The 13,395-nt window shown below is 60.1% G+C and carries 13 protein-coding genes and 1 tRNA gene; 4 read left to right on the forward strand and 10 right to left on the reverse strand.

What is annotated here, in order from left to right:
• The first annotated feature begins 2 nt into the window (after positions 1-2).
• The 4 genes from QD461_RS25775 to QD461_RS25790 all read left to right on the forward strand — a co-directional run bounded on the left by QD461_RS25775 (position 3) and on the right by QD461_RS25790 (position 4,363).
• On the forward strand, positions 3-929 hold the full coding sequence (locus tag QD461_RS25775) for an ROK family protein (protein WP_414090192.1): 927 nt from the start codon (positions 3-5) through the stop codon (positions 927-929).
• Positions 919-1,629, forward strand: a complete 711-nt coding sequence (locus QD461_RS25780) for a copper homeostasis protein CutC (protein ID WP_414090239.1) — start codon at positions 919-921, stop codon at positions 1,627-1,629. The genes QD461_RS25775 and QD461_RS25780 overlap by 11 nt, the downstream gene beginning before the upstream one ends.
• Positions 1,630-1,867: 238 nt before the next feature.
• Positions 1,868-2,785: a DUF6030 family protein gene (locus tag QD461_RS25785; RefSeq protein WP_414090193.1), complete on the forward strand. Its 918-nt coding sequence runs from the start codon at positions 1,868-1,870 to the stop codon at positions 2,783-2,785.
• Between the two features lie 126 nt (positions 2,786-2,911).
• Positions 2,912-4,363 carry a DHA2 family efflux MFS transporter permease subunit gene (locus QD461_RS25790; RefSeq protein WP_414090194.1) on the forward strand — a complete coding sequence of 484 codons (1,452 nt, stop codon included), beginning with the start codon at positions 2,912-2,914 and terminating at the stop codon, positions 4,361-4,363.
• A gap of 27 nt (positions 4,364-4,390) precedes the next feature.
• Here QD461_RS25790 and QD461_RS25795 read toward each other — a convergent pair whose 3' ends face one another.
• The 10 genes from QD461_RS25795 to hisD all read right to left on the reverse strand — a co-directional run bounded on the left by QD461_RS25795 (position 4,391) and on the right by hisD (position 13,362).
• The gene (locus tag QD461_RS25795; protein WP_414090195.1) at positions 4,391-5,938 is read right to left on the reverse strand and encodes a SpoVR family protein; all 1,548 of its coding nucleotides are present in this window, start codon (positions 5,936-5,938) and stop codon (positions 4,391-4,393) included.
• Complete coding sequence (locus tag QD461_RS25800; protein ID WP_184702294.1) at positions 5,938-7,209, reverse strand: YeaH/YhbH family protein; 1,272 nt, start codon at positions 7,207-7,209, stop codon at positions 5,938-5,940. The genes QD461_RS25795 and QD461_RS25800 overlap by 1 nt, the downstream gene beginning before the upstream one ends.
• An 18-nt stretch (positions 7,210-7,227) precedes the next feature.
• Positions 7,228-9,174: a PrkA family serine protein kinase gene (locus QD461_RS25805; protein ID WP_184702292.1), complete on the reverse strand. Its 1,947-nt coding sequence runs from the start codon at positions 9,172-9,174 to the stop codon at positions 7,228-7,230.
• A 339-nt stretch (positions 9,175-9,513) separates the two neighbouring features.
• Positions 9,514-9,589, reverse strand: a tRNA-Phe gene (locus QD461_RS25810).
• A gap of 196 nt (positions 9,590-9,785) precedes the next feature.
• Positions 9,786-10,001, reverse strand: a complete 216-nt coding sequence (gene yacG / locus QD461_RS25815; RefSeq protein WP_414090196.1) for a DNA gyrase inhibitor YacG — start codon at positions 9,999-10,001, stop codon at positions 9,786-9,788.
• Between the two features lie 4 nt (positions 10,002-10,005).
• On the reverse strand, positions 10,006-10,626 hold the full coding sequence (locus tag QD461_RS25820) for a Maf-like protein (RefSeq protein WP_184702289.1): 621 nt from the start codon (positions 10,624-10,626) through the stop codon (positions 10,006-10,008).
• Between the two features lie 114 nt (positions 10,627-10,740).
• Positions 10,741-10,959: a translation initiation factor IF-1 gene (gene infA / locus QD461_RS25825; protein WP_004117876.1), complete on the reverse strand. Its 219-nt coding sequence runs from the start codon at positions 10,957-10,959 to the stop codon at positions 10,741-10,743.
• 142 nt (positions 10,960-11,101) lie between these two features.
• Entirely contained in the window at positions 11,102-11,581 is a 480-nt protein-coding gene (locus tag QD461_RS25830) for a low molecular weight phosphatase family protein (protein WP_414090197.1), read from the reverse strand.
• A 5-nt stretch (positions 11,582-11,586) separates the two neighbouring features.
• Positions 11,587-12,060 carry a UPF0262 family protein gene (locus QD461_RS25835; protein ID WP_184702284.1) on the reverse strand — a complete coding sequence of 158 codons (474 nt, stop codon included), beginning with the start codon at positions 12,058-12,060 and terminating at the stop codon, positions 11,587-11,589.
• Between the two features lie 3 nt (positions 12,061-12,063).
• Positions 12,064-13,362 carry a histidinol dehydrogenase gene (gene hisD / locus QD461_RS25840; RefSeq protein WP_414090198.1) on the reverse strand — a complete coding sequence of 433 codons (1,299 nt, stop codon included), beginning with the start codon at positions 13,360-13,362 and terminating at the stop codon, positions 12,064-12,066.
• Between the last annotated feature and the right edge of the window lie 33 nt (positions 13,363-13,395).

A 13,395-nucleotide genomic window follows, 5' to 3' on the forward strand; every position in this document is an offset into this window, starting at 1 on the left:
TCATGATCGTTTCGTTCGACATCGGCGGTAGCGCCATCAAAGGCGGAATCGCCCGCTCCGTGACCGACATCCTGCCGCTCACGCGGCGGCCTACCCCAAAGGATAATTTCGCGGAATTCGTAGCAGCCCTGCGCCACGTGATCGCTGAAGCGGGAGAGAAGCCGGCCTGCCTCTCCTTCTCCATCGCCGGCGTGGTGGATCCCGATACGCAAGCGCTGACCTGCGCCAACATACCCTGCATCCACGGCCGGCACCTCGCCGCCGATCTGGAAAGGGAGCTGGGCTATACGGTGCTGATCGCCAACGATGCCGATTGCTTCGCCATGGCCGAGGCCATGTCGGGTGCGGGCCGCGGCCATCGCATCATCTTCGGCGCCATCCTCGGCACCGGTGTCGGCGGCGGGCTGGTGGCCGATGGTCGCCTCGTCAATGCCGCCGGCGGCTTTGCGGGCGAATGGGGCCACGGCCCCATTATTGCATCCTTTGCCGGCAATCCGCCCGTCGCAATTCCGGCCTATCCCTGTGGCTGCGGCCAGAAGGGCTGTGTCGACACCGTCGGCGGCGCACGGGGCATCGAGCGCCTGCACAAGACGCTGCACGGCGTCGAACTCTCCAGCGAAGAGATCATCGGCCATTGGCTGAAGAGCGATCAGCAGGCGCAGCGCACCATCGACGTCATGATCGATCTGGTTGCCTCGCCGCTTGCCCTGACGATCAATATAACCGGCGCCACCATCGTTCCGGTCGGTGGGGGACTTTCCAACGTCGAACCGCTCCTAGCACGGCTGGATGAGGCGGTGCGCGATCGCACCCTGCGCAAATTCGGCCGGCCGGTCGTGGTTCCCAGCCAGTGCAAGCTGGAACCGGGACTGATCGGCGCCGCCCTGCTGGGACTGCAATATGTCGGAGAACACGACCATGCTGCTTGAGGTCTGCGTTGACGATATTTCCGGCCTCAAGACCGCCATTGCCGGCGGAGCAGATCGCATCGAGCTGTGCAGCGCGCTCTCCATTGGAGGCCTCACCCCGAGCGCCGGGCTGATCGCCGCGGCGGCAGAGCTGCCCGTTCCCTCCTATGCCATGATCCGCCCCCGCGCCGGCAGCTTCATCTATTCGGCCGATGAACTCGACATCATGAAACGCGATATCGACGCATGCCGCGACGCCGGCCTGCCGGGCGTGGTATTCGGCGCCTCGCTGCCCGATGGGCGGCTGGACCTCGACACGCTCTCCGCGCTGGTGGAGCATTCAGGCACTCTCGGTAAGACATTGCATCGCGCATTCGATCTCGTTCCGGACGTTGCAGAAGCGATCGAAATGGCCGTCTCGCTCGGGTTCGAGCGCATCCTCACATCGGGCGGTGCGAAGACGGGAGCAGAAGGAGTCGTCGTGCTGGAGCAGGCGATTACCCTCGCGGCCGGCCGCATCTCCATCATGCCCGGTGCCGGCGTCTCGCTAGCGACGATCGGCCAGCTGTGGCCGCGACTGCCAATCAGTGAGATCCACTCCTCCGGCGCCGTCACGGTGACGGAGAGCAACGAGCGCCTGGTTGATCTCGGATTCTCGACACCATGGGCTCGCCACACCGATGCAGCGACAGTGAAAGCGCTGAAGGCTCACTTCGCTTAGACGGTTCTGCTCTTCACAGAGCCTCCGAACCGCTGCATCCTCTATTTGGCGCGGCTGCGGACGCAAGACTGCTGCGCACTTTTCCTGGTTTTGCTCTGGGCAACATCATGAATTGACAATGAAACATTAGAATGATCAATCGTTCATAAACGCATATGCTGTAGGCGTGGACAAGCTGTGCAACATTTGATCGTTGTAACAAGGTAGGTTTCCTCGGGAGTAGCTGTAGATCTCAATCATGTCGGTGGCGCCACCTCGCAAGAAAAGCTGGGCTGTGTTCTGGATTGCGGCTGTTGTCATCGGCTCGATCATTCTTGCGACCGCATTGCTTGCCAATGACATGCGTAACCTGAGAACGCTGGACCGCCGCTATCACCTCAACCTGTTCCCGGCGCAGGACCAGCAGCCGGCATCTGCACCGCCGCAAAATGTAGAAAGCAAAGGGCCGCCCACCGCGGCGGCAACCGCCAATACGACGGCCGGGAATGCCGCAGCCCCACCGACCGACAGTCTTGCTCGCGGCGCCAGGACGCGTGCGAAACCGACGGCCGCCAAGATATCCCCTGCCAGCAAGGCATCCCCCGCCAGGATCACGCATCTGTTCGATGAACCCGTCGACGCACTGCGGAGCGCCTTTGTGCGCAGCTGGAGAATATCCGGGCAGAAGCTTTGCGCCGATCTGGTGACGTTCGGCCTGTCGGTCGGCGAATGGCGGTCGAGCGAGCTGGGGGGCGGCACGTCCGAATGCAGCTACGCCGTCCAGAAGGGCGCCTACGGTGATCCCAAGGCAGCGTCCTTCTTCATCATTGCCCGCGGCAAACCGAACGGCGACCTTGATACCATTCGCATCAAGGTCATCATGCCTGACAATGCCGACGGCAAGGCCATCGCCAGCACCTTCGTCGACACCGTGGTGCTGCTGCTGAACGAAACACGCTGGCTGGACTTTCAAACGGCGCTGGACGCGGTCGGCTCGCTGCAGGACGTGACGCTGCAGGCCTTCGGCGCCAAGCTCAGCTTCTTCAAGGAATTCCAGAGCAACAACAGCTTCAATCTTCAGTTGGAGCTGCGACGAACCTTGCCGGAGCAGATCCGGACGGCCATCGTTTTCGACAGGGCGCGCTGGACGCTGCATTCTCCGGGCCAAACCAACTAGATCCGGGGCACGGAACACTCCCCAGCGAGCCTTTCTGGTTCGGTTTTTGTTGCACCGCGTCATGGATAATGATCCTATGATTAGGAAACGCCTGCCCCCTCAGGCGATGGAAAGCCATTACATTCCATGGATTCGACAGACCCCAATCCGCAAGGCCAGACTTTCGCCGTCGAACGCAATCCCCGTCTGCGCTACATCATCCCAGCCGTCGTTGCGGTGGCTTTCCTAATGGAGCAGCTCGATTCGACTATTCTCATCACCGCTGTCCCGGATATCGCCAAGAGCCTCGGCACGACGCCGGTGCGCATGAATCTGGCGGTGACGACCTATATTCTGACACTGGCAATGTTCATTCCGGTCAGTGGCTGGTTCGCAGACCGTTTCGGCGCACGTCGCATCTTCGCCCTATCGCTTTTCATCTTCACGCTCGGCTCGATCCTGTGCGGGTTGGCAACCAGCCTGCCGATGCTGATCGCCACGCGCGCGCTGCAGGGCTTTGGTGGCGCGATGATGACGCCGGTAGGGCGTCTCATTCTCATTCGCAGCTTTCCGCGCAGCCAGCTTGTGACGGCCATGACCTACATGACTCTCCCCGCCGTTATGGGACCGGTGATCGGGCCGGTCCTGGGCGGCTTCCTGACCACTTATCTCTCCTGGCGATGGATCTTCTGGGTGAACCTGCCCTTCGGCCTGATCGGCATGGCCATGGCGCTGCGTTATGTCGAAGACACCGGGCGCGACGAGAGCATCAGGTTCGATTTCCCCGGCTTCGTCATGGTCGGCCTCGGCTGCGTCCTGCTGCAATACGGCATCGAGAATATCGGCCGCCCGACTATTCCAGTCTGGGCCATTATCCTCACTCTCGCCGCCGCCGGCCTGCTGCTGGTCGGCTTCATCCGCTATGCGCGGACGGCGGAAGCGCCGGCCGTTGATCTCACACTGTTCAGGCTGCGCACCTTCCGCATCGGCACCCTTGCCGGCGGCATCTGTCGCGTCGGGCTGAACGGCGTTCCCTTCCTGCTGCCGCTGATGCTGCAGGTCGGCTTCGGTCTGAGCCCGATCGTCTCAGGCACCCTGACCTTCGTCAGCGCTCTGAGTGCGCTTGCCGTGCGGCCGGTCTCGGCAAAGCTGCTGAAGCTCTACGGTTTCGACCGCATGTTGACATGGAGTGCCATATTCGGCGCCGTCGTCGTTGCCGGTTTCGCGCTGATCACGCCGGACACGCCGCATTGGTTCATCATCATCTACGTCTTTATCTTCGGCCTGGCACGAGCCGGACAATTCATGACGTCTAACACCCTCTCCTATTCCGACACCCCGGCCTCCCAGCTGAGCCGCGCCACCAGCCTTGGCGGTGTACTACAGCAACTAAGTGTCAGCTTCGGCATCTCCGTCGCCGCCATGCTGCTCGATCTGGTCACGCTGGATGGATCGCCGCTGACGCCGGAGAAGTTCCATACGGCATTTCTGCTGATGGCAATCATTCCTCTGCTCGGCATACCCGGCTTCCTCAAACTTCAGCCCGAGGATGGCGTGCAGGTGAGCGGTCACCAGCGTCGGCCGAGAAAGCCGTCTTAAGGCGGAAGACTCTGAAATAGCGGGCATTTACGCCGCAAGCGCGGAAGTGCGGGGATGGACCAGATGATCGCGAAGCACCGTGCCGGAGCGGTCGACCTCCTGCATCAGCACATCGTAGCTCCAGAGGTCGGCCAGATGCTGCAACACGCGCTTGGCGTCCATATCGTCAAGCAGCGCCCCATTCAGTACGGTGTGCCTGAGCAGCAGCTTTCTGTCGCCCGCTAGGTCGACGTCAACGATCTCGATATGCGGATCGATCCAGCCGACATCGTACTGCCGCGCCAGTTCTCGGCGGATGCGCCGATAACCGCGCTCGTCATGAATCGCGGCGACCCTCAGCCCCTCTTCCTCTTCCGGATCGTCGGTTAGCTGGAACATCCGCATCTTGCGCATCAGATGCGGGCTCAGAAATTGCGATACGAAACTCTCATCGCGATAGTTGGCCCAGAGATCGCGCAGCACCGCCATGGCGTCGCCGGTACCGGCAATCTCCGGAAACCACTGACGATCCTCATCCTTCGGCCGTGTCACAATGCGCTCGATGTCCTGCATCATGGCAAAGCCGATCGCATAGGGGTTGAGGCCGGAATAGCGCTGGTCGTTGAAGGTCGGCTGGAAAACCACGTTGGTATGCGATTTCAGGAATTCCAGGAAATCGCCGTCGCTGATGCCGCCAAGCTCATGCAGCCGCGTCATGATGCGATAGTGCACATAGGTCGCTGTGCCCTCGTTCATCACCTTGGTCTGGCTCTGCGGGTAGAAATATTGGGCGACATGCCGCACGATGCGAATGATCTCGCGCTGCCAGGGCTTCAGCCGCGGCGCCATTTTCTCGAGAAAATATAAGATGTTCTCTTGCGGCAGACCGGCCAGCGAGCGCCGGCGCTCCAGATCGAGATCAGGTGCCTTCTTGCCCGACCCCGCCGGAAGCGTGCGCCAGAGGTCATTGAAAATCTTCTCGTCATATTCGCGCCGTTCACGCTCACGCTTCTCCTCGTCGCGCAGATCCGGCGTCTTCTTGCCGGCATAGCGGTGAACGCCATGCGACATCAGCGCGTGCGCCGCATCCAGCGTTCGCTCGACGGCAGCGTGGCCATATCGCTCCTCGCAGCGTGCGATATAGCTCTTGGCGAAATTGAGGTAGTCGAGAATGCCTTCCGCATCCGTCCAGAGCTTGAAGAGATAGTTGTTCTTGAAGAAATGGTTATGGCCGAAGGCAGCATGGGCGATCACCAGCGCCTGCATCGTCGCCGTGTTCTCTTCCATCAGATAGGAAATGCAGGGTGAGCTGTTGATGACGATCTCATAGGCAAGGCCGCGCAGCCCCTTGCGGTAAAAGGCCTCGTGATGAGCGAAATGCTTGCCGAAGGACCAGTGCTTGTAAAATAGCGGCATGCCGATCGAGGAATAGACGTCGAGCATCTGCTCGGCGGTGATGATCTCGATCTGGTTGGGATAGACGTCGAGGCCTAGCTCCTCGACGGCAATCTTCTGGCAGGCATCGTGGATTCGCTGGATGGTGGTGAAATCCCAGTCCGCACCTTCGAAAAGCCGTTCCATCGATGCCTTTGCCATTATCCGCTCCTTGTTTCCGCAGTCCGGCGCTGGAAGAGATCGTGGAAGACCGGATAGATCTGGCTGCGATCGTTCACGCGCCGCATCGAGAGTACCGGCCAGGCCACCTGCAGCCGCTCATAGAGCGACCAGATCGCCGAGCCCGAGGAAATCGCGACACCCCGCGATTCACCCACTTCCAGATAGGCGAAATATTGGCAGACTGGCAGGATCTCGCCAGTCAGTAGCGCCGCCGTGGTGGCATTGTCCGAATAGGCATTGTCGCCATCCGATGCCTGGGCGGCATAGATGTTCCAGTCCGATGCCGGGAAGCGATCATGCACGATCCGACGCATGGCTTCGAGCGCACTCGAAACCTGCGTGCCGCCGGTCGCCGGGCTGCGGAAGAAGGTCTCCTCGTCCACTTCCTCGGCAACATCCGTGTGTCGGATAAACACGATCTCCACCCGACGATATTGCCGGGTGAGGAAGATATAGAGCAGCATATAGAACCGCTTGGCGAGGTCCTTCATATGCTCCGACATAGAGCCGGAAACGTCCATGAGGCAGAACATCACTGCCTGCGCTACCGGCTTCGGCTCATTCTCGAACCGCCGATAGCGAATATCGATCGGATCGATGTAGGGGATACGCCGGACCTTGGATTCGAGCAGCTTGATCTCTGCCTCAAGCTCCGCCCGACGCGTCTCGTCCTTGCACTCCTCCGCCTCCTCGATGAGCTTGGCGACCGTTTCCGGCTTCGGCCGATGCAGGGCGACGCGCCGCATCATCGCCAGCCGCATGGTGCGGTTGATGGCAAGATTGGCGGGAGACCCTGTCACGGAATAACCGGAACGCACGGGGTTGATCTGATCCGCCGACATCAACCGCCGCTTGGCAAGGTCAGGCAGTTCGAGATCGTCGAGGAAGAGATCGAGGAATTCATCGCGTGTCAGGATAAAACGGAAAGCATCCTCGCCGGTACCGTCGCCGCCTGCCTGCGGCCTGCCGCCGCCGCCCTCGGGACGCGGGAGAATGTCCCCCTCGAGGAAGTCCTTATTGCCGGGAAGAATATGCTCCTTCAGCCCCTCAGGGCCGCGATGGAACCGAGGCTCCTCGGTCCCATCCAGTGGAATGCTGATTTCGCCACCTTTCAGAATGTCCTGAATGTCGCGTTTTTGAGAGGATTCAAAGACCGCTCTCTGCACCAGCGCTTTTGCTCTTCGCAAAAATCGTTGACGATTTTCTAGACTTTTTCCGCCTGGGTTCAGGCGTCTGTCAACAATGTGCATTCCTTCTTCCTTGGTGGCTCATCCCGCCTGTTTTACACGCATGTACCATTCCACAAGCCGCCGAACCTGCCGCTCGGTATAACCCCGCGCGACCATTCGCTCGACGAATTCGCCATGTTTCTTTTCGGACTCGCCGTCCTTCTTCGACCCGAAAGAGATAACGGGCAAAAGATCCTCCACCTGAGAGAACATCCGTTTTTCGATAACTTCGCGGATCTTCTCGTAGCTCGTCCAAGAGGGGTTCTTGCCGCCGTGACTCGCCCTTGCCCTTAGGCAGAACTTGACGATCTCGTTGCGGAAGTCCTTCGGATTGGCGATGCCGGCCGGCTTCTCGATCTTGGTCAGTTCCTGGTTCAAAAGCTCGCGGTCCAGGAGCTGGCCAGTGTCGGGATCCTTGAAATCGACATCCTCGATCCAGGCGTCGGCATAGTCGACGTAGCGATCGAAGAGGTTCTGGCCGTAATCGGAATAGGATTCCAGATAAGCCTTCTGGATCTCGTGCCCGATGAACTCTGCATAGCGCGGCGCCAGCTCGCTCTTGATGAACTCGATGTAGAGCTTCTCGGTTTCGAGCGGCAGCTGCTCCCTGCGGATCGACTGCTCCAGCATATACATCAGGTGCACCGGATCGGCGCCGATCTCGGTCGTATCGTAGTTGAAAGTCGCCGCCAGCACCTTGAAGGCGAAACGGGTGGAAGCCCCGTCCATGCCCTCGTCGACGCCGGCCGTATCGCGATATTCTTGCACGCTACGCGCTCTCGGATCGGTCTCCTTCAGGCTTTCGCCGTCATAAACGCGGAGCTTGGAAAAGGCCGTCGAATTCTCGTGCTTGGAGAGTCGCGTCAGAACCGTGAAGCGGGCGAGCGTCTCCAGGGTCGACGGCGCGCAGGGCGCGTCGCTGAGCTCGGATTCCTCGATCAGCTTCTCGTAGATCTTCTGCTCTTCGGTGACCCGCAGACAATAAGGTACCTTGACAACGCAGATACGGTCGATGAAGGCCTCATTGTTCTTGTTGGCCTTGAAGGTCTGCCATTCCGACTCGTTGGAGTGAGCCAGAATGATGCCGGAGAAGGGAATGGCGCCAATATTCTCGGTGCCGATGTAGTTGCCTTCCTGCGTTGCCGTCAGCAGCGGATGCAGCATCTTGATCGGCGCCTTGAACATCTCGACGAATTCGAGAATGCCCTGGTTGGCGCGGTTCAAGGCACCCGAATAGCTGTAGGCATCCGGGTCGTTCTGCGCCAGGCTTTCGAGCTTGCGGATATCCACCTTGCCGACCAGCGAGGAGATGTCCTGGTTGTTCTCGTCACCCGGCTCCGTCTTGGCGACGGCAATTTGCCGCAGCCTGGAGGGCTGAATCCGGACGACGCGGAAACGAGAGATGTCTCCTTCGAACTCCTCCAGTCGCTTCAGGCACCAGGGGCTCATGAGCCCCGTCAGGCGCCGACGGGGAATGCCGTAGCGTTCCTCGATCATCGGCCCCATGGTGACGGGATCGAATAGACTGAGCGGGCTTTCAAAAACCGGGCTCAACTCGTTTCCGGCCTTGAGCACATGAATGGGATGGACTTCCATCAATGATTTCAGCCGCTCGGCGAGCGAAGACTTGCCGCCGCCGACAGGCCCGAGCAGATAGAGTATCTGCTTTCGCTCTTCCAGCCCTTGCGCCGCATGGCGGAAGAAGGCGACGATGCGCTCGATCGTCTCCTCCATGCCGAAAAAGCCCGAAAAAGCCGGATAAGTCCGGATGGTTCGGTTCATGAAGATGCGCCCAAGTCTCGTGTCCTTGGCCGTATCGATCAGCAGAGGTTCTCCCATGGCTGCCAGCAGCCGCTCTGCCGCATTCGCGTACATGAGCGGATCGTCCCGGCACGCCTCCAGGTACTCGGAGAATGACATCTCGACTTCGCGCCGTGCTTCGAAAGTACGGGCGAACGTGTTGAATAGAACATCGTTGTTTGACATGGCGCCCCGTTAGCTTGCTATTGCAAATAAACGCTGGACTTAACGAGATCACTTGATCCCGCTAGTATCTAAGGTGCGGTATCAGTCTCTTCGAATCAATAGGTGACTCGTACAATAATTCGTACGCCTGATTGCAAATGCCATCAACATCTTGAAGTACTCGTACACCGAATTAATGAAGCGCAACCTTCAAGTTGTCGTGATGACAAAGAACTCATCATAGGATGCATATTCTTACTATGGAACTTCCACGGGCTTTGCCTGTGAAAACCCGCTCTTAACGAGAAATGGTCGAAGCCAGCGTCGGGTTCCATTGTCAGCACGATTTGGGAGAAAAGATGGTGCCCAGAGCCGGAATCGAACCAGCGACACGCGGATTTTCAATCCGCTGCTCTACCAACTGAGCTATCTGGGCATCCAGGCTTCGCGTCAAAAGAAGAGCCTTGAGAGGCGCTGGGCGGTTGGTTCGCCCCGGAAGCGAGCGGGGTTATAGCATCTTGTTCGGCCATGTCCAGCAGCAAATGACTCTTTTTTGACAGGAAATGGAATTTTGGTAATTCGCGAACAAAATGAAGGGGTTCGTAAGCTCGGGCAACGCGGGAAAACCGCGTTCAGCTCTGATCGGAGCTGTCGGCCTTCGTCTCATCCTCTGTGACGGGGATGGCATAGGAGCCGTTCAGCCAGCGCGAAAGATCGAGCGAGCGGCAGCGATCCGAACAGAATGGATAGTGTTCGCGCACCGAAGGCTGGCCGCATTCGGTGCAGGGGCGCGTCTTGCGCAGCGGCTCGACCTTCGAGCCCACCTTGATCTCTTCGATTTTCGCCATGTCGCTATCCTTCCTGCCATCCGGCGTGAACATCGAAGCCCTCGCCCGCCAGCAGAAGCATGGTTTCATAAAGCGGCAATCCGACGACATTGGTGTAGGAGCCGACAAGTTTCTGCACGAACGAGCCTGCAAGCCCCTGAATGCCATAGGCTCCGGCCTTGCCGCGCCACTGGCCCGACGCCAGGTACATTTCGATGTCGAAGCCCGAAAGCCGCTTGAAGCGTACCTTGGTCTCGACGACCTTCTGGCGCAGCTTGCGATCCGGCGTGATCAGGCAGATGCCGGTATAGACCACATGACCGCGACCGGAGAGCAGATGCAGCGCCGACGAAGCCTCGTCGACGAATTCCGCCTTCGGCAGAATGCGGCGCCCGACGGCCACCACCGTATCGGCCGACAGGATATAGCTGCCCTGCCAGGCGGCATCGCTCTTGATGGCCGCGTAAGCCGCCTCGCCCTTCTCAGCCGAAAGCCGCCGCGCAAGCGAGCGCGGATGCTCAGACTTCTTAGGTGCTTCGTCGATATCCATCGGCATGAGGCGCGCGGGTTCGATGCCGGACTGATGCAACAGTTCGACGCGACGCGGCGATCCGGAGGCCAGTATCAGCTTATGTTTCAACGCCATCAGACCTCGACCTGTCATGCGGGAATGAAAACGCGCTCCAGAGCATGATGCCGAAAAGTGTTAGGGGATTTCGGACGACATCATGCTCGACTTCTTTGAACAGAGCGCGGCGAACTACTTGAAGCGGTAGGTGATGCGGCCCTTGGTCAGGTCGTAAGGGGTCATTTCCACCAGCACCTTGTCGCCGGCAAGAACGCGGATGCGGTTCTTGCGCATGCGGCCCGCAGTGTGGGCGATGATCTCATGCTCGTTTTCCAGCTTCACGCGGAAGGTCGCGTTCGGCAGGAGTTCGGTGACAACACCGGGAAATTCGAGGACTTCTTCTTTCGGCATTAAAGCTTCTTTTCCTGTCGGTTGGGGTCGGCGCCCATGGCAGAAAGCCGAGGGTCGCCGGAAATTGCGCGGAAACTACACAATCGCCGCGGTTTTGTGAACCTCGTTGATAAGGGTTTCTGCATTTGTTTCATCGGCAGCTCTAAAGCGAACCGCGATGCTCCACAAGTCGGCTTTCAATCAGGCCCAGCAGATGGTCCCGAACACCGCGATAGGCATCAAGAACCTGGTCACGCGTGCCATCGGTCGCAGAGGGGTCCATGGTCGGCCAATAGATGACCTCTATGGCATTCGCCCGCGTCAGCTCAAGCGCCGCGTGATGCGCCTCCGGCGAGAGCGTGATGATGACATCGAAGAAGTCGTCCTCCAGCTCCTCCAGGGTCTGCGGCTGCCGGCGCCCTAGCGAAAGCCCGATCTCATCGAGCACGACGTCTACGAAGGCATTACGCTCGCCGGCACGCACCCCCGCCGAGGCGATATAGGTGCCCTGCGGCAACATACTGCGCGCAATCGCTTCGGCCATCGGCGAGCGGATGGCATTGAGCCCGCACATGAAGAGGATGGCGCCGGGCGCTTTGCCGTTGTACTCGCCCCCCTGCCTCTGCTCCTGCGGCTGCTCCATGCCGGTCACCCGCGCCAATGGAGTACGCAGACGAGCGTGAAGAGCCGGCGGGCCGTGTCGAAATCGACGGTAATCTTGCCGTCCAGCCGGTCCATCAGCGTTTGGGAGCCTTCATTGTGAATGCCGCGCCGGCCCATGTCGATGGCCTCGATGCGGCTTGGCGTGGCCGAACGGATCGCCTCGTAATAGCTCTCGCAAATCATGAAGTAGTCCTTCACGATGCGTCGAAACGGCGTCAGCGACAGAATATGTGTCGCGACGATGCTGCCATCCTCGATGCGGATGTCGAAGACGAGCTTCTGGTTGACCAGCGAGAGGTTGAGCAAATACGGGCCGCCCTTGTGCCCAACGGGCTGGAAGCTGTTTTCCTCGATCAAGTCGAAGATGGCGACGGCGCGTTCGTGCTCGACGTCCGGCGTCGAACGGCCGATCGTGTCGTCCAGGACAACATCGCTCAGCCGGAAGACGCCCTTAGCCATACCTTACCCCTCGAGATTAAGGCGGATCGCAACCGACCGCGCATGTGCGTCGAGCCCTTCGGAATTGGCAAGCGCGATCGCCGCCGGCCCGAGTGCGCGAAGCTGCTCCGGCCCAAGCCGGAGGATAGATGTACGCTTGACGAAATCCAGCACGGAAAGGCCGGAGGAGAAGCGCGCGGAGCGCGCCGTCGGCAGCACGTGGTTGGAACCGCCGACATAATCGCCGATCACTTCAGGCGTATGGMGGCCGACGAAGATCGCGCCGGCATTGCGGATACCGGCCAGCAGCGGCTCCGGATCATCGAGTGCGAGTTCCAGATGCTCCGCCGCGATGCGGTTTGCGAGCGGAATGGTCTGCCTGAGATCGGAAACCAGAATGATGGCGCCAAAATCCCGCCAGCTGGCTGCCGCCGTCTTCGACCGGTTCAATTGCTTGAGCTGGCGCTCGACAGCGCCCTCCACCGCCTTTCCGAATTCGGCGTCGTCGGTGATCAGGATCGACTGCGCACCTTCATCATGCTCGGCCTGCGCCAGGAGATCAGCGGCAAGCCAGTCCGGATCATTGTTCTTGTCGGCAATGATAAGCACTTCGGAAGGGCCGGCGATCATATCGATGCCGACCGTGCCGAAGACATGGCGCTTCGCAGCGGCAACATAGGCATTGCCGGGGCCGGTGATCTTGGCAACCGGCGCGATCGTCTCGGTGCCATAGGCAAGAGCCGCGATGGCCTGCGCGCCGCCGATGCGGTAGATTTCCTCGACGCCTGCGAGGCGAGCCGCGGCAAGCACGGCCGGATTGATGGCGCCGCCCATGGTCGGCACCGCGATGACGATGCGGTCGACGCCGGCGACCTTGGCCGGCACGGCGTTCATCAGCACGGAACTCGGATAGCTCGCCGTGCCGCCCGGAACATAGAGGCCGACGGCTTCGATCGCCGTCCAGCGCGAGCCGAGGCCGACGCCGAGATCGTCTTCGTAAATATCGTCCTTCGGCAGCTGGCGGCGATGATGCGATTCGATGCGGGTCGCAGCGACCTTCAGCGCACCGAGCACTTCGGCCGGAACAGCCTCGATCGCCGCATCGATCTCCGCTTCGCTGACGCGCATGGGTGTGGTTGCGAAATCGATGCCTTCGAATTTCTTGGAATAATGCGCAAGAGCCTCATCGCCGCGTGTCCGCACATCGTCGATGATGCCGCGCACAACGGCGTTCACATCCTCGGATACTTCCCGCTTCGTCGTCAGGAAAGCGGCGAACTGCTGCTCGAATCCTTCCGACGCCTGATCCAGCCAGATAGCCAACGCTGATATTCCTCTTTCACTGCAGCCGCCTTT

Origin of the sequence: Rhizobium sp. BR 314 (assembly GCF_047445805.1) — a bacterium.
GTDB lineage: Bacteria > Pseudomonadota > Alphaproteobacteria > Rhizobiales > Rhizobiaceae > Rhizobium > Rhizobium lusitanum_B.